The sequence below is a fragment of the Reyranella sp. genome, assembly GCF_965279625.1.
In the GTDB taxonomy this organism is placed as follows: domain Bacteria; phylum Pseudomonadota; class Alphaproteobacteria; order Reyranellales; family Reyranellaceae; genus Reyranella.
In genome coordinates this window covers 48629-65822 of record NZ_OZ257251.1, presented here as the reverse complement: position 1 = coordinate 65822, position 17194 = coordinate 48629, and the positions used below count along the sequence as shown (strand labels likewise).

The window sequence follows — 17194 nt, the reverse complement described above, 5'->3', positions numbered from 1 at the left end:
CAATTTGGACTTACTTGTACGGCCGAACCGTGAGTGTCGTTCCGGGATTCAATGGGAGAATGGGCAATTGGCATGTTGCGGGTAAGGTCGAATACGGGGGTGCGCGTTTCTGAAAGAGCCTTCCGATGACGCGCCGGGATGAAGTTGCGATCGTAGGCTATGCCTGCCGCCTTCCGGGTGCCAAAGACAGTGATGGTCTCTGGGCTCTTCTCCGCCGTAATATTTGCAGCGTCAGCGAAATCACACCCGACCGCTTCTCCACGCAATCGTTTTATCATCCCGCTCCCGACCAGATTGGCCGAAGCTATTCGTTCGCTGCGGGGGTGATCGATGATGTGTGGGGCTTCGACGCCACAGCGTTCGGTATGAGTCCCCGTGAGGCCGAGCAAGTAGACCCTCAGCACCGTCACCTACTTGAAGTCACCAACGACGCGCTCGCGCACGCAGGAATCCGGCCGTCACTGCTCGCCGGCAGTCCTGTGGGGGTCTATATCGGCGCATCTTCCGTAGACCACGCCGCGCGTTTCTTCGCCGACCCCTCCGCCGCCGGCATGCACATGATGACGGGCAACTCGCTCAGCATCATGGCCAACCGCATCTCCTACACGTTCGACCTGAGAGGTCCGAGCCTCGCGGTCGATACGGCCTGTTCGTCATCGTTGGTGGCCTTGAACCTGGCAGCGGAGGCGATTCGCAGCGGCGCCATCGAGACGGCGATCGTAGGCGGGGTGAACCTGCTCCTGTCGCCGTTCTCCTATATCGGCTTTTCTCGCGCTTCCATGTTGTCGCCGACCGGCCTCTGCCGCCCGTTCGACGCGTCAGCAGACGGTTACGTGCGTTCCGAAGGCGCGATCGTCGTCGTGCTCAGCTCCATGTCCTCTGCGCTGAAGTCCCGAAGCCGCATCCACGCGGTGATCGTCGGTTCAGGCATAAATCAGGATGGACGAACAACCGGCATGTCGCTGCCTTCTCCGGAGTCGCAGCGGCAGCTTCTGGAGCAGGTCTACGGAGACTTCCGGGTCGATCCTGCCGATCTCAGCTTCGTCGAAGCTCACGGGACCGGCACGCGGGTCGGAGACCCCATCGAGGCTGACGCCCTCGGCAAGGGGCTCGCGCAGAAGCGTACACGGCCGCTGCCGATCGGCTCTGTGAAGTCGAATGTCGGACACCTGGAGCCGGTGTCGGGCCTTGCCGGGCTGCTGAAATCGATCATGATCCTCGACCACGGCCTTGTTCCTGCGACCCTGCACCAGCGCGCGCCAAATCCCGACATCCCTTTCGACGAACTCAATCTCGAAATTGTTTCCCAGAACCGTCGCCTGGCGGACCATCGCGGCCCCCAACTGGTCGGCGTCAATTCCTTCGGATTTGGCGGAACCAACTCGCACGTCATCCTGCGCAGCGAGAGGGCTGTCGCGCATCTCGTTCAGGTCAACACCGCCGCCTCGCCGCCACCGCTGCTGCTTTCGGCCCACAATGGCGAAGCCCTGAAGGCCTTGGCTGGGCGCTATGTCGAGACGTGGCCGGCCACCACTCGCGACGCTGCCACCGTCATATCAGCGAGTGCCTATCTGCGTGACGCCCTGCCCTACCGCCTGGTCGCGCATGGCGAGACGACGGACGAGATTCGTCACCATCTGGACTCCTTCGCGAAGGGCGAGCAGTCCGCGGCCGTCATCAGCGGCCAAGCGCTGGGCACCGATCAGCCGCTGGCCTTTCTTTTCTCCGGCAACGGCTCTCAATGGGCAGGAATGGGCCGCGAGGCCTGGGAGAGCAATCCGGCCTTCCGCGACGCGCTCACGGAAGTCGACGGCCGTTTCGCCAAGGTCCAGGATTGGTCGATCGTAGACACCTTGTTTGCCGATGATCTGGCGCCGCGCCTGAGACGGGCGACCTACTCCCAGCCTCTTCTGCTCGCCCTGCAGGTTGCCACCGTACGGGCGCTCGAAGAGCGAGGCATCGTCGCCAGCGCCACGCTGGGTCACAGTGTCGGCGAGATCGCAGCCGCCTGGTGCGCCGGTGCGCTCAGCCTCGATCAGGCCATCGACGTCGTGGTCGCCCGAAGCCGCAATCAGGAAGGCGTGCGCGGCACCGGAGGCATGGCGGCGTTGATGCTGAGCGACCGCGAGGCTCGACGCTTTCTGAAAACCGCAGGTGCACACAGTGTAGAGATCGCGGCGATCAACAGCTGGCGCAGCGTCACGGTCTCCGGAGCGATTGCCGACATCGACCGGGTGCTTCAGGTAGCGGCCGACATGCGGATAAGCGCGCGGCGGCTCGACTTGGACTATCCGTTCCACAGTGCGTTGATCAATCCTGTTCGCGCGCCGTTGTTGCGTGAACTGCAGGGGCTGAGACCGCTGCCCCCTCATAAGAAGTTCGTGTCGTCGGTGACCGGCGGCGCAGTGGCTCCGGAAACGCTCGGCGCCGAGCATTGGTGGCGTAACGTCCGTGAACCTGTCCAGTTCGAACCGGCGCTGAACGAGCTGTTGAACGACGGCCTGCGCGTATTCCTCGAAGTCGGGCCGCGGCCCATTCTCGCCAGTTACGTGCGTGACGTGCTCCGCGAGGCTGGAACGCGCGGCATCGTCATCGACACGCTGACCGAGAGCGACTGGCAGTCGACGTTCGATCCGGTCGAGCGGGCAGCGTCGAAGGTTGCCCTGGCCGGCGGCAGGATTGAGATGCAGCGTTTCTTCGGTCCTGCTCCCGCAGCCGCCGTCGTCCTGCCGCTCTATCCCTGGCAGCACACCCACTACAAGGTGCCGACGACGGATGAGGCCAGCACCGCGTTGCTCCCGCATGCCCATCCGCTGCTAGGCGCGCGTCCGCGCAAGGACAGTGTCGAATGGTTTTCCACGGTCGATCCGGAGCTCTACCCGTGGATCGCCGATCACAAAGTCGGCGATGTGCCGGTCCTTCCGGCGACAGGCTACGTGGAGACCATGCTGTCCGCCGCACGCGAAACCTATCCGGATGGCGCCCTGGAACTCCGCGACCTGGACATCCTTCGACCACTTGTTTTCGAAGGCAAGACTTCCTTCGAAATCTCGGTGCGGCTCGCACATGAGACTGGAGTGGTCGAATTGGTGTCGCGGCAGCGCGGCGGGGGCGCCGGCGCCGACTGGACGCTCAACGCCCGCGGTATCATTGGTCGTTCGCCGATCGCAGGCAAGGCGACCGTCCCCCCGGCCACGCCGGCTCATGCCGTCATCGTTCCCAAGAGCAGTGTTTACGCGTGGGCCAGCGACCTGGGCTTCGCTTACGGTCCGACATTCCAGCGTATTCGCCAGGTCGTCTTTCCCGAGCCGAAGTTTGCGATCGGAACCCTCGACCGGCCGGACGCGCTGGTGCATGGGACGCGCATCATCGATATCACGGCATTGGACGCCGCGTTCCATGCGCTTTTCGCCTCTGAAGAGGCAGGCGTCGCAGACATGCCGATGAAGCGCATGCTGCCGGTGCGCTTCGGGTGCGTTCGAGTGTTCCAGTCTGGCATCGTCGCCACACGCGTCACCGCCCGAACCCTCAGGCAGTCCTTGAGTTCGATGGTCGTCGATATCGACCTCTGGGACGAGCACGGAAAGATCGTCGTGACGGCGCAGAACGTCCGACTGGTCGAAGCCCCGGCCGAACTGGCCTCGGATCCAAGATCCCTGAGCTACCGAACTGCCGCCTGGCCTCTCGAACGCGCGGGCGTGTCGTCGACGCTTGCACACAGGCACGCCGACGTGGAACAACCTGCAGGCAGCGCAGCCGCCCTCTCCGAGGCTTTGCTTCTGCTCGAGGCGGGAACCCTTCGGTCCACCTGGTCTGCCCTCCAGAGCCAGCCCGCTATTGAACCGCAGGACGAGCGCATCGATGCGGCTGATGCCGACGATGACGCATCCTGGTCCACTTTCCTCCGATCCGCCCTGCTCTGGCATCTCGAGGCGAAGAACCTCGCCGTCGACCAGGCTGGCGCGCGCAGGCTGTCTCCTTCGTGCGACCTTCCCGAGATCGACTCGATCGTCAGTACGCTGCTGGTGCGTCATCCCACGATGGGCGCGGAAGCAGCCAGCGTCTCGCGACTCGAGAGCATTATCGGACGCCTGAGTGACGGAGATCCCACGGCCGTAAGCGAACTCGGCTCGCCGCACTGGCGCAACCTCGGCCTGGCCTCCAATCAGATCGGATGGTTGCGCGACGCCGTCGTCCACGACGTGGCGGCCTCGCTCACGCCGCAGGCTGGCAGGCGCCTGTTGCGCCTCTTGATGGTGGGTGCCGATCATTTCGCTACCGCCGTGGATCTCAGCGCGCGCTTCGCCAATGTCGAGATCACCCTGACCGACCTGGACGACGATCGGGTCGAACAGGCGCGAGCCGCCATTGGCGACAGTGCCCCGCTCGTGCGGTGCCTGACCTGGTCACAGCTCGAGACGTTGCGTCCTGCGTCGCTCGATCTCGCGCTGGCGGTCGACGCTCTCAGCGAGGTCGCGGCCGGCAGCGACGACGGCATAACGGTGATTACCAGGCTACTGCGTCCTGGCGCCCCTCTGATCGCGGGCGAGCTGGCACCCAGCGCCTTCTGGGATATCGTCCGGGGCAGCCGGCGGCGCTGGTGGGCGCGTTCGGCGAATGCCGAATTCCCCGTCGGTGCATTGTTGACCGATCAGGAATGGATCGACGAACTCGAAACGGCGGACTTCAGCGACATTTCAGTCTCCCCCGCCTGCGGCGAAGCCCGAATTGGCGTGCTCGTGCATGCAATTTTCGGCAGCAGTAACGATCGGAACGCCACGGCTGCGATAGAACCGGCGGTGTTCTCCTGGCAAGGCACCGCCGCACAGGACCTGCGTGCCTTGGTCGGCCACGCCAGCACCGAGACCGCGCGTCAGGATAAGATCGCCACGACCGACTACGTCCTGTCGATCTCACCCGACGAAGGATCGGTCGATCCGGTCCTGGCCCTCACTGAACACCTCAACACCATCGCCGATCAATGCCGGCGGCTGGCGGACACGCCGACCCGCCTCTGGGTTGTTGTCGATTTCGGTAACGCGGACGATTTGGTGCCGCTCGAGCAGCCGCTCTGGTGCGCGCTAATGGCAGCCCTCCGGGTTGCTCGCAACGAGTATCCCGGCCTTCAGATACGCTGTGTCGGCCTGGCGGGTGGACCGCGGAGTCGAGTCATCAAGAGGGTCGCAGTCGAAATGCTCGCACCCGACGAAGAGCGAGAAGTCTTCGTTCTGGGTGACGATCGTATCGTTTTCCGGGTCGAGCGCGGGGCCGCTACGCCCCGTCCGCCCAAGCCCCTGGCGAACGATATGGCGCTACGCCTCGTAACGCGGCAGGGCTCCGGCCGGGGCGCGCTCGGCTGGGTGCCGGAGCCACGCCGCGCACCCGAGGCCGGCGAGGTCGAGATCGAAGTTGCGACCACCGGCCTCAACTTCCGCGACGTGATGTGGAACCTGCGCCTGCTGCCGGAAGAGGCGCTGGAAGACGGGTTCGCCGGTCCCGGTCTCGGAATGGAATGTGCCGGAACGGTGGTCCGAACGGGGCCGGACGTCCATGGTCTATCGATTGGAGATCGCGTTCTCGCTTTTGCACCTAGTGCTTTTGCGACCCACCTCATCGCCAAGACTTTCGCCGTCAGCAAGTTACCGACTCAGCTTTCGTTCGAGGACGGGACGACTTTGCCCGTCGCGTTCCTTACGGCCTACTATTCGCTGGTCCACCTTGCCCGGATGGAGCCCGGTGAGTCCGTCCTGATCCATGGTGGTGCCGGCGCAGTCGGTCTGGCGGCTATGCAAATCGCCAAACATCGTGGCGCTACCGTCATTGCGACAGCGGGCAGCGGCGAGAAGCGAGCCCTCCTGCGCAGTCTGGGCGCCGACTTCGTCTGCAATTCCCGCACGCTCGCTTTCGCCGAGGAGGTTATGGGTTTCACCGGCGGCAAGGGCGTCGACGTGGTACTCAATTCGCTGGCCGGCGAAGCGATGATCCGTTCGATGGACTGCCTCAAGCCGTTCGGTCGATTCATCGAACTGGGCAAGCGCGACTTCTATGCCAACACCCACCTCGGGTTGCGGCCGCTGCGCCGCAACCTCAGCTACTTCGGCGTCGATGTCGATCAACTGATCGGTGCCCACAAGGGCTTGTCCCAGCAGCTGTTTGCAGAGGTGGTCGGTTTCTTCGCCGAAGGAGAATTCTCGGCGCTTCCACACCGCGTCTTCGATGGCGCACACATCGGCGAAGCTTTCCGCCTGATGCAACGCGCCGGCCACATCGGAAAGATCGTCGTGACCCCGGCCCGCCAAGCAAGTGTTTCAGAGGTCCCGGCCAACACCTTCCCGGTGGATCCTGACGGCTGGCACATCGTGATCGGAGGCACCAGCGGGTTCGGCTTCGCGACGGCGGAATGGCTGGTCGACCGCGGCGCCCGGCACATCGCGCTCATCAGCCGGTCCGGTCACCTGTCCGATACAGTCGCTGGGCAGGTCGAGGCATTGCGCGAAAAAGGCGTGGTGGTGGAGGTCGCTGCCACCGACGTGACCGACAACGCTGCCCTCGAACGTTTCGTTGACCAGCTCGGCCACCGGCGCCCGATCAAGGGCATCGCCCATGCCGCAATGGTCCTGGACGACAGACTGATGCAGGGAATCGATCACGAGTCGATCGACATCGTGCTGCGTCCAAAGGCGAGCGGCGCCCTCCATCTCGAAAGCATCGCCGGGAGGTTGGACCTCGACTACCTGCTGCTTTTCTCGTCGGCTACCACGCTGTTCGGCAATCCCGGCCAGTTCAACTATGTGGCCGGCAATGCCTATGTCGAAGGTATCGCCCGCCGGCTGCGTGCCAAGGGCCTGCCGGCGTTGGCCGTAGCGTGGGGGGCGATTGAGGATGCCGGGTATCTCGCTCGGCATATCGAAGCGAATTCGAGCCTTAAGCGGCGCTTTGCCTCCACCTTGATGCCCGCGCGCACGGCGCTCAACGCATTGGACTGGGCATTCGACGCCGATGGGCGCCAGCTCGTCGACGCTTGTGCCATCGCGCGCATCGACTGGACGATGGCCAGGCGCGAACTTGTCGCGGTTCGTGCTCCCACCTTCAACCCGATCGACACGGGCAGCGTGTCCCGCCAACCCGGTCAGGCGGCCGTTACCTTGGAGCGGCTGCGCGCCATGCCGCCGGAAGAGGCGACCGCGGCCCTTCTCGATATCGTGGTGGAGGAAATCGCAAGGGTACTTCGCCTGCCGCCCAAGGAGGTCGACCGCCATCGGCCGCTGGCGGAGATCGGCATGGATTCGCTGATGATGCTCGAATTGCGCACCACCGTGGAGGCATCGTTGCAGATCGAGCTGCCGATGATGTCGCTCGCCAGCGGCATCACGCCCGCCGATGTCGCGCGGCGCGTCACGCCGCTCGTCACCGGGGAGGCGCCACGTGAAGCCGTACCGAGCGCGCTGGCGACCCTGTCATCCAGCCACCTTGCCGAGCAGGCCGCAACCGCGGACGCGTCGGAGCAACGCGCGGCAATCACCGCTGTGATGCAGCGGGTCAAACAAATCGACGGACCGCTATGACTCGGCCGCGATCCAGCACGCCCCAGGAAACGCTCGACAAGGTGCGACAGGCGCTTGGCCAATCGCCCGCCCCTCAGGCCAAGCCGTCGACAGGGCCTGCCCCAGGCGAACGACACGAATTCGATTTCACCACGCTGCCCGAATACGAGATCCTGAAGATCTGGAAGGCTGTGGGCGACATCACCAAGATCGGTAATCCGTTCTACCGCCTGCATGATGGCCGCGCCGGCGCTACGACCTCGATCGACGGGCGCACGATCGTCAATTTCTCTTCCTATGACTATCTTGGCCTGAATGGACATCCCGATGTGGTTGCTGCGGCCAAGATGGCGATCGACCGCTTCGGAACGTCCGTTTCGGCAAGTCGCCTGTCGGCCGGTGAACGCCAGGTCCATCGCGACCTCGAGTCTGCCCTGGCGCGCCTGAGCGGCACCGAAGACGCCATTGCTTTCGTGAGCGGCCACGCCACCAACGTGTCGGTCATCGGCCAATTGCTCGGTCCGGAAGACCTCATCGTCGCCGACGCGGTCATCCACAACAGCATCGTCGAGGGCGCCAAACTCTCGGGCGCCAAGAGAATTCTCTGCCCGCACAACGACCTCGACGCATTCGAGCGCGCCTTGAGACTCAACCGCGCGCGTTATCGTCGTACCCTGATCGTGGTGGAGGGCCTCTACGGCATGGACGGCGACGTGCCGGACCTCGCAGGCCTGATCAAGCTCAAGCGTCGTTACAATGCCTGGCTCATGGTCGACGAGGCGCACGCGACCGGCGCCCTCGGCCGTACCGGAAGGGGCGTCGCCGAGGAGCAGGGCATCGATCCTGCGGAGGTCGAGATCTGGATGGGCACGCTCAGCAAGACGCTGGCGGCTGCCGGCGGCTACATAGCGGGAAGCCGCGCCCTGATCGAACTGATCAGGTACACGTCGCCGGGCTTCGTCTACAGCGTCGGCCTCGCGCCGCCATTGGCCGCGGCGGCGGCGGCGGCAGTCGACGTCATGATGCGGGAACCGTGGCGCGCAACCGCGCTCCGGCGAAATGGCCAGGCCCTGCTGGAAAAAGCCATGGCGCGGGGCCTGAATACGGGCCTCAGCATTGGCGCCTCGGTTGTCCCTGTCATCGTCGGCAGTTCGCCGCAGACGGTAATGCTATCGGAGCGGCTACTGGAGCGCGGCTTCAACGTCGTCCCGGCAGTCTTCCCCGGCGTTGCCGAGAACCAGGCGAGACTTCGCTTCTTCGTCACATCGCAACATACGCCTGAGCAGATCGACTCGGTGATCGACGCCGTAGCAGAAGAACTGCCGAGACTGCTCAGCGGCTCCTCCTTCGTCAGCGCGATTGCCGGTCGCTGACGCGGCATGGATTTCAAGACGATCGTCATCACAGGCGCCTCCAGCGGGATTGGCGAGGCATTGGCGCGCGCGCTCGCCGCGCCAGGGCGCACACTGGCACTGTTGGGAAGGAATATCGAACGCCTTGAGGCCGTGGCGGCTGCCTGTCGGGCGAAGGGCGCGACCTGCCGAGTCGCGAGCGTCGACCAGACGGACACGGCTCGGCTCTCCGCCATCCTCGAGGAGGTTGGGCGAGAAACGGCCATCGACCTACTGATCGCGAATGCAGGAATTCTCGACGGGCGCTCTGTCGACGAGACTGTCGAGAGTGGGAGCGCCGCGCGGCGGGTGCTGGAAACTAACCTGCTGGCGACCGTCGATCTGGTTCATCTCGTTCTGCCGGCCATGCGGCGAAACGGGTGCGGCAGCATCGCGCTCGTGGCGTCGCTCGCGTCGCTAGTCCCCCTGCCTGACGCTCCCGCCTATTCAGCGTCGAAAGCGGGTCTTCTATCATACGGACTGGCGCTGCGAGACGCCGTCGCAGCAGAAGGAATCCGTGTGGTCGTCGCCTGCCCCGGTTTCGTCGCTACCGCGATGGCCGACAAGCATCTGGGCCCCCGTCCCGGCGAGATATCCGCCGAGGACGCGGCAGAGCGGATCATAACCGGACTGAAGCGCAACAGGGCAATGATCGGTTTTCCATTCGTCCCGTTCTGGTTGTCGCGGCTCAGCCTTCTCGTTCCCGAGGGTATCCGCCGCCGTGGCATGAGGAACACCCGCTTCCATGTCGGGCGATAGCCGGCGGTCGATTGGTCAAGCCTGAAGTGCCGGCCGGGACAAGGCCGCCATTGCCAAGCAGTACTCACCATCCTGCCATTGCCGATAACGCTCGCTGCCCTCGATCATCAGCATCTCAGCGACGCGAGCGCGGAGGAAATTCGGGACCCAGGCAACCGCCTTGGCCACATGTGGGCCACGCTCGCGGATGGATGTCCTGGCCCCCGGCGAAGCATCACGCAGTGCGTCGACGGCCAATCCGCCCAGCTGTGCCAAACGGCGGAAGCGCCTTTCGGCTTCGGCGAAGGTCGACGAAGTGTCTGCCAAGAGTAGGAGCCCCGATGGTTTCAGGACGCGTATCGCCTCACGGACAAAATCTTCCTCGACGAAATAGTTCAGCGCATCGACACAGACGAGACAGTCGAAGTACCCATCCTCGAACGGCAAGCGGGTCGCCTCGCCTTGCCGGAGATCGATGCCGAGCCGCCGGCCGCGTCGGGCAGCTACGGCGGATACGTCTATGCCGATGAGCTTGCGCGGCCTATACTTTTTAGAGACGTAGAGAAGCCCGCCTCCGCAGCCGGCCGCGACCTCGATGATTGCACTCTGGCGCCATGCGTCGGCATCACGACCCGCGAGAGCAAGCAGCTCGGCGTAGAGCTGAATCTGGTTGGCGTCGCCGGCCAGGTCCGGATCGGCGAGAATGGCGGCATCTACGGGGGCCATGCCGACATTGAACGTCTTCGCGTGCCGGCTTCCCGGCCAGGCATAGACAAGTTCGTAAACGAGGCGGCGTGCCCAGGGACTATTCGGTATCAGCGAAGGCAAGAATGGTCTCAGCTACAATACGAAGCGAAGCGACATGAGGTAGGCTAATCTCTAAAGACCATGCCGACGGACCGCGAGATTCCCCTTACACGTTCCAACCGAGGCTGGCTGTCGGTGCCGGAGCAGCGACTTATTGCATGGATCGCGCCCCTCCTGCCACGCTGGATGTCGCCAGACTTCCTGACCGCTCTTGGGTTCGGGGCCTCGATTGTCGCCTTCTCAGCCTATGTGCTGTCCGCTGGAAATTCGGCGTGGCTCTGGGCGGTCAATGCCGCCCTGATCTTCAACTGGTTCGGCGATTCGCTCGATGGTGCAGTTGCACGGAGGCGCGGCATCGAACGCCCCCGCTACGGCTTCTTCCTCGACCAGTCGATCGACGTGCTGAGCCAGTTCCTGTTCGCGATCGGCCTCGGCCTGTCCGGCTTCGTCCACATGGAGATCGCGGCCATCGGACTCGCGGGCTATCTCATGATGACGGCGCAGTCCCTGCTGCGCGCGGAGGTTTCCCGAACATTTCACCTGGCCAGTGCCGGGTTCGGGCTGACCGAGGTACGCTGCCTCTTCCTGGCGCTGAATGTAGCATTCTATCTGAAGCCGCCCGAACGGTTCGATGTCGTCGGGATGAGTCTCGGCTATGGGGACGTCTTGGGGATCGTCTGGATCGTCGCCAATCTCGGCCTTTACGTCGTGGGCATGATCGGAGAACTCGGCCACCTCGCGCGCGAAGAGCCGCCGGCCGGGAAGAGTCGCTAGAAAAGGGATGCCAGCGGCGACGTGACCTGTCAGAAATTGACGAAATGAAGCGGTTTATCTCCGTCATCGGGCTTGGCTATGTCGGCCTGCCCGTCGCTGTCGGCTTCGGCCGAGCCGGCTACCAGGTGCTGGGCTTCGACATCGATGCCCGACGAATCGCCGAGCTTTCCAGCGGCCACGACCGCACGGGAGAGGTCGAGGCTGCAATGCTCAAGGCGCCCGGTCTCCGCTACTCCAGTGCCCCCCGGGATCTCGAGGCCGCCGACTTCCATATCGTGACGGTGCCGACCCCTATCGACGCCAGCAAGCAACCCGACCTCGCTCCCTTGAAAGGGGCCTCTGAGACCATCGGCCGTACGCTTAAGCGCGGCGACATCGTGGTCTATGAATCCACCGTGTATCCTGGCGTGACCGAGGATATCTGCATCCCCGTGCTGGAGAAGGCCTCGGGGCTCAAGTGGAAGACGGACTTCAACGTCGGCTACTCGCCGGAACGCATCAATCCGGGCGACAAGGACCGGCGCTTCGACAACATTCTGAAGATCGTGTCCGCCGACACGCCCGAGACGCTCGACATCGTGGATGCGACCTACCGCGATGTCGTGACGGCCGGCACCCACCGGGCAGGATCGATCAAGGTGGCCGAGTTCGCAAAGGTCCTGGAGAACACCCAGCGGGACATCAATATCGCGCTTATCAACGAAGTGGCGCTGATATCCGATCGGTTGGGAATTGACACCCGCGACGTGCTCGACGCCGCCGGCACAAAGTGGAATTTCCTCCCTTTCAAGCCGGGTCTGGTGGGAGGCCACTGCATCGGGGTCGACCCCTTCTACATCGCTCACAAGGCCGAGGAAGTGGGCTACCATCCCCACGTCATCCACTCCGGCCGGCGGGTCAATGACAGCATGGGCGTGCACGTGGCCAATCGAGTGGTCCGGAACGTCATGCGGCATGCCGGCAATGGACGGCCGGTGGTCACCGTTCTGGGCGTAACGTTTAAGGAGAACGTCCCCGACATCCGCAATACGCGCGTCGTCGACATCGTCCGGGAACTCGAGGATTTCGGTATCACCGTCCAGCTTCATGACCCTATGGCCGACGGCGGGCTGCTCCGCGAGGAATACGATCTCGCGCTCACGCCGCTCGACCAGTTGAAGCCTGCCGACGCGGTGGTTCTGGCCGTCGCCCACAAACTCTACCGCGAGCGCGGCTGGTCTCTCGTGAAGCCCCTGCTCAATCCCGCCGGCGGCGGCTTCGTCGCCGATGTAACGGGCCTTCTCGACCGGGCGGCCACCCCCGCGGGCGTGACGCTCTGGCGCCTCTAGACAGAGGACGGCCGTCGCGTGCCCGAAGGCGCCGTTTGTTCTATGCTTTTGAAGCCAGCTTCAAAGGTGAGCGGGCGGCGGCGTTCGCCGCAACATCTGCACCCGCGCCATAATAGCCGCGATATCGCGAATAGTAGTCGCCGTGATCACCGTAACCGTAGCGCGCATGTTTTGCCAAGTTTACGCGATTGATGACGATGCCAACATGGTTGGTGACATTCAGCAGCGCCCCGATCGCCGTCTTCACGACTTCCCGCCGGGTCTTCGCCCACTGCAAGATGAAGACCGTGTAATCGGCAAGGCGCGCGATGATGCGTGCATCGGAAACCGCCAATAGAGGCGGACCGTCGAGGATCACGAGGTCGTAGCGCTCCGCAAATACGCCGAGGGCGGACTTCATGGCCATCGACTCGAGGATTTCAGGAGCGTTCGGCGTGTTCGGCCGGGCGCAGATGTAGTCCACTCCCGAGAGGTCGTGGCGCCGGGTGCACTCTTCCAGCGTCTTGATGCCCATCAGGTATTCGTCGATCGTGCCGCCACGGTCGGTCAGGCCAAGCGCCGCAGAAAGACGGGCCTGACGGAGATCGAGGTCGACGATCAGTACACGGCGCGACGCATTCATCTTGGTCAGCAAGCCACCGAGTGCGGCCACGAAGGTCGTCTTCCCCTCGCTCGGCGTTGACGAGGTGATCGCAATGATTCGCGGTTGCCGGTCGAGGCTGCCAAGACTGATTGCGGTGAACACGGCGCGGACCGATTCCGCCGCCGGCGACGTCATGTTCTGGAGCACGTGAGACACGATGTTGGAGCGCGCAGATGCCGAACCCTTGACCTCCGGCACCATGCCGAGAACACCCACCCCGGTGGCTTCTTCGACCTGGGCGGCCGAGCGGAAGACGCGATCAAGCTTCTCTGCGGCCACCGCAAAGGCAATACCCAGCAACGAGCCGATCATGAACGCCGTCAATAGGCCGCTCTTGTAGTTCGGGGAAGACGGTGCGCCTGCCGGGTGCGCATAGGCGAGGATTCGAGCGTCGGCGCGCTGGATGTCCTGCTGCTCGCGCAGTTCCTTGAAGCGCGTCAGAAAGGTCTCGTACAGAGTGCGATTGGACTGGGCTTCGCGCTCCAGCTGCTTGAGTTCCGCTTCATACTGGCTGGCCGTACCCGAAATCACCGCCGCCTTATCGACCAGCTCCTTGAGCTCTTCTTCCTCCGAAGTCGCGGCATCGAGTTCGGCGCGGACGGCAAGCGTAATGCGTTGCGTCTCGGTGATGAAGCGCGAACGGATCGAGGCCAGCTCGTTTCGGACCTGCTGGATCTTCGGATGGGCCTCACCTAGCTGGGACGAGAGTTCGGCGCTCTTGCGTGTCAGCTCCACGTCCTGGATACGGAGGGCCGCCAGCGTGGTGTTGCCCGACACTTCGGGGATATTGGCAAGTTCACCTGGGTTGAGGCTTGCCTTGCTGAGCGCGATCAACCGGCCTTCCCGCTCGATGCGCCGCCCCTTGGCGGCCGTATAGCGGCTGTTGAGATCGGAGAGGGTCTGGGTCGAGACGGCGCCTTCGGGGCTTCCGGCCAAGCCCTTGTCGCGGCGATAGGCAGCGACGGCCTCTTCCGCGATCTGCAGATTCCGGCGCAACTCCGCCAGGCGCTGCTCCAGCCACTCGGTCGCCCGCCGGTTGGCCTCGTTCTTTGTGTCGACCTGATCGGCGAGATAGGCCTCGGCAATCGCATTGGCGATGCGGGCCGACATGGAGTCGTCGGGGCTCTCGACGGTGATCAGGATTACGAAGGTGCGCCCGAGCAGCGTGACGCTCAGGCGACTGGCGACAGCGCCGATCGCGGCCCGGCGGCGCGGATCACTGTCCTCGGCGGGCCGGCCGGTGCGTGCCGGTACGGTCGCGACAGCCGCCTCCTGAGGCTTGGGCGGCGGCGCCAGCAGAGTCGAGATGCCGACGCTCCACAGGTCACGAAGCGGCTGCAGCGCATTCTCGATGAAGCCCGGAGGCTTGGTGCCGTTGAATTCAGGATTGTTTGCGAGACCGAGCTTGTCGACGACGCGACCGATCAGATACTCCGACTGGATGACCTCGAGTTCGGTCTGAATCGCGCCCATGTTAAGCGTGTCGACACCCGACAGCGCCGCTTCGGTTCCCACCAACTTGGAGGTACGCGTATCGAGCATGATGCGCGAAGAGGCCTTATAGAGGGGCGTGGCCTGAGCGATCATCAGCGCCATCAGGGCCGTCGCAATGAGACCGCAGCCAATGATCATTGCCTTGCGGCGGTTGAGCAGGCGCAGCCAGTCCCATAATTCGTCTGCAGACTCGACGGGACGCAGAGCTGGCATCGGCGCATCCGACGCCGGCACCATTCGGTTCTGATTGGGCTCATCCACAATGTGGTCCGCCCTTGGCAAGGATCCCATCCCACTTCACTCCGCGAAAAAGACAACTCGCGACGACACCCGCTCGAACGGGGACGCGAACCGCCCCGACCCGAGAATCAACCCCAAACACCACCTAATTGACGGGCGGCCCCAAACCACCCGTCCCCAAGCCTTTACGCCTACGCTTACTGCCTCACGTTCGTTCCTAGAACCAACGCTCCGGAACCCGAATGATATCGCCCGGCCCCACCGGTGAATCCTCCGTAACCGTCTCTTCCTGACCCTGCTGCGCATTGAAGCGCTGAATCGTGATGCGCGTCTTGGAGGCGCGCCTGGTGTAGCCGCCGGCAATTGCGATCGCCTGAACCACGTTGATCCCCGACACATAGGGGAACGAGCCCGGACGGGTGACCTCGCCGATGATGTAGAACGGGCGCCGCGACACAAGGTCGACGCTCAGCCGCGGATTGCGGAGATAGCCGCCCGAGCGATAGCGGTCGGCCAGCATCGCCTCGATCTCGGGAGTCGACATGCCCAAAACGATTACCCGGCCCGCCATGCGGGGCGAGATCACGCCGGTCGAGTCGACCTCGTATTCGCCCGACAGCTCAGTGTCGGAAAGGACCGTGACGCGCAACCGGTCGCCCGGCGCGACGCGATATTCGCCGAGCCGGAGATTCTGCGTCCCGAGCGACGGCTGCTGAATAGTCGTGGTCGACATCGGCGGCTGCGGTCCACAGGCGCCAACGGTAAGCGCCAACGCTACGAAGAGCGGGCCGAGGCAGCGGGAGAGGAAAATGCACACTTTCACCGGATCACCGCTTTGCAACCAAACGAATAGAGATGACATCCCGAGTGTACGACGGGCCGCCACTGGCGACGTCGGTCGACGAACCGGAGGAATGCTCGTACAGCGGCCCGATCTGGATCTGCGGACGCAGGGAATACAGCAAACCCAGTGAGGCCCGCCAGAAATAATCCGTTCGAGGGCCCACACCCGCTCCCGGCGTCGGCGAGTATTGCGCCATATTGAAGCCTGTCCCCCCCACCAGCTGCCAGGCATCGTGAATGTCGTAGGTGAAGTCGACGCCGAGCGTCGTCGAAACGTAGTTCTGGTAGTTACTGTAGGCTGATTCGTTGATCGACCGGATGAACGCCGGGCGGATGGTCAGGGGAGCGTATCCATTCCAGAGGCCCGTCAGTCCGAACGTGAAAGCGGGTGTCGTACTGCCATCAGCGATGAATGTCTGGGTCGCGTAGCCGACATAACCTTCCAGACTGGTCTTCTCCGTGAATCTGATGGTCGTACCGAAGTTGACGAACCAGCCGTTCGAATCGCGCTGCTGGCCATAGGCATTGATGAACTGGTCGTAGATGCGTTGATTGAGTCCGGGCGAGGCCCAGACATCGATATCCTCGATGATCTCGTAGCCGAGCCGGACTTGCTCTTGGTATTCCATACGATCCCGGCTGGCGGACGGCAGGCCACCCAGCGAGATGACACTATTGTCCAGATACTGGTAGCGCGTCGCGGCGGCCTTGAGTTCGTAGAAGAACCGGTTGAAGCGCTGATAGAGGCCCACTTCGATTGGAATCGAATCAACGACGGTCGGCGCACTCGCGATCAAGGTATTCGGCGTGCCCAGGGCTTCCGTCTGGCGGCGGACACCCACGAGAGCCGTCGCATAGAAATCCCGCTGAATGTCCAGTCGGCCATCTGCCACGACATAGCCGTTCCAGTAGTTCTGGCTGGTCGCGTTTGAATAGACACCGAAGGCCCCCCCCGCCACCACGCGCAAGGAATGGTTCAACCACTCCGATTTCAGCTCGGCCATCGGCTTGATGAGCGCGAAGGGAGAACCTACCGTCGGCGCGGTCGTCGCGTAGACGTTGCTGTCGTAGCCGGTCTGAACTTCCAAGTACGGGTAGAGGGTGAAAGCACCGACCGAGATACCGATCTCGTTCGTCTCTATGCTCGGGCCCGGCGCGGAAATCGGCAGGTCCGGGAAATCGACAATTGGCGTCTGCTCGAGCAAGAACTGGGCGGCCGGTGCAGAGGTCTCGGTTTGCGCGTGCGCGATCGATCCGGCACAGGCCAGCAAGGCCCAGCCAACAAAGGGCGACCAAATCAGCTGCGACCTATTCGCACTAATTGACATGGGTGTTCTTGGCCATCCAGGTATCGGTCCGAGTGTCGGTTGGAAGAAACTTCCCCGCGCACAC

Annotated in this window: 9 protein-coding genes; 5 read left to right on the top strand and 4 right to left on the bottom strand. The window is 63.7% G+C overall.

Annotated elements, in window-relative coordinates; all coding sequences use genetic code 11:
* The first annotated feature begins 125 nt into the window (after positions 1-125).
* The 3 genes from ACQY78_RS00290 to ACQY78_RS00280 are packed head-to-tail and all read left to right on the top strand — an operon-like array spanning position 126 to position 9694.
* A complete protein-coding gene (locus ACQY78_RS00290) occupies positions 126-7565 on the top strand; it encodes an SDR family NAD(P)-dependent oxidoreductase (RefSeq protein WP_428681645.1) in 7440 nt (2479 codons plus the stop codon).
* Positions 7562-8917 carry an aminotransferase class I/II-fold pyridoxal phosphate-dependent enzyme gene (locus ACQY78_RS00285; RefSeq protein ID WP_428681643.1) on the top strand — a complete coding sequence of 452 codons (1356 nt, stop codon included), beginning with the start codon at positions 7562-7564 and terminating at the stop codon, positions 8915-8917. Before ACQY78_RS00290 ends, ACQY78_RS00285 begins: the two co-directional genes overlap by 4 nt.
* Before the next feature lie 6 nt (positions 8918-8923).
* On the top strand, positions 8924-9694 hold the full coding sequence (locus ACQY78_RS00280) for an SDR family NAD(P)-dependent oxidoreductase (protein ID WP_428681641.1): 771 nt from the start codon (positions 8924-8926) through the stop codon (positions 9692-9694).
* A gap of 15 nt (positions 9695-9709) precedes the next feature.
* Here the strand turns inward: ACQY78_RS00280 and ACQY78_RS00275 are convergent, their stop codons facing one another.
* Positions 9710-10501: a class I SAM-dependent methyltransferase gene (locus ACQY78_RS00275; RefSeq protein WP_428681639.1), complete on the bottom strand. Its 792-nt coding sequence runs from the start codon at positions 10499-10501 to the stop codon at positions 9710-9712.
* Between the two features lie 60 nt (positions 10502-10561).
* On the opposite strand from ACQY78_RS00275, the gene ACQY78_RS00270 reads away from it, so the two are divergent.
* Together ACQY78_RS00270 and ACQY78_RS00265 are read left to right on the top strand one after the other, a co-directional pair.
* Complete coding sequence (locus ACQY78_RS00270; RefSeq protein ID WP_428681637.1) at positions 10562-11254, top strand: CDP-alcohol phosphatidyltransferase family protein; 693 nt, start codon at positions 10562-10564, stop codon at positions 11252-11254.
* Between the two features lie 44 nt (positions 11255-11298).
* Positions 11299-12582 carry a nucleotide sugar dehydrogenase gene (locus tag ACQY78_RS00265; RefSeq protein WP_428681635.1) on the top strand — a complete coding sequence of 428 codons (1284 nt, stop codon included), beginning with the start codon at positions 11299-11301 and terminating at the stop codon, positions 12580-12582.
* A gap of 40 nt (positions 12583-12622) precedes the next feature.
* Here ACQY78_RS00265 and ACQY78_RS00260 read toward each other — a convergent pair whose 3' ends face one another.
* The 3 genes from ACQY78_RS00260 to ACQY78_RS00250 form a co-directional block, all read right to left on the bottom strand.
* Positions 12623-14932 carry a GumC family protein gene (locus ACQY78_RS00260; protein WP_428681633.1) on the bottom strand — a complete coding sequence of 770 codons (2310 nt, stop codon included), beginning with the start codon at positions 14930-14932 and terminating at the stop codon, positions 12623-12625.
* A 244-nt stretch (positions 14933-15176) separates the two neighbouring features.
* A complete protein-coding gene (locus ACQY78_RS00255; RefSeq protein ID WP_428681631.1) occupies positions 15177-15692 on the bottom strand; it encodes a polysaccharide biosynthesis/export family protein in 516 nt (171 codons plus the stop codon).
* Between the two features lie 94 nt (positions 15693-15786).
* A complete protein-coding gene (locus ACQY78_RS00250) occupies positions 15787-17073 on the bottom strand; it encodes an outer membrane beta-barrel protein (protein ID WP_428681629.1) in 1287 nt (428 codons plus the stop codon).
* Positions 17074-17194: the final 121 nt, after the last annotated feature.

Coding starts and splice junctions, on each gene's coding strand:
- ACQY78_RS00290 (WP_428681645.1), top strand. CDS start 126: ATGACGCGCCGGGATGAAGTTGCGATCGTAGGCTATGCCTGCCGCCTT.
- ACQY78_RS00285 (WP_428681643.1), top strand. CDS start 7,562: ATGACTCGGCCGCGATCCAGCACGCCCCAGGAAACGCTCGACAAGGTG.
- ACQY78_RS00280 (WP_428681641.1), top strand. CDS start 8,924: ATGGATTTCAAGACGATCGTCATCACAGGCGCCTCCAGCGGGATTGGC.
- ACQY78_RS00270 (WP_428681637.1), top strand. CDS start 10,562: ATGCCGACGGACCGCGAGATTCCCCTTACACGTTCCAACCGAGGCTGG.
- ACQY78_RS00265 (WP_428681635.1), top strand. CDS start 11,299: ATGAAGCGGTTTATCTCCGTCATCGGGCTTGGCTATGTCGGCCTGCCC.
- ACQY78_RS00260 (WP_428681633.1), bottom strand. CDS start 14,932: ATGCCAGCTCTGCGTCCCGTCGAGTCTGCAGACGAATTATGGGACTGG.
- ACQY78_RS00255 (WP_428681631.1), bottom strand. CDS start 15,692: ATGTCGACCACGACTATTCAGCAGCCGTCGCTCGGGACGCAGAATCTC.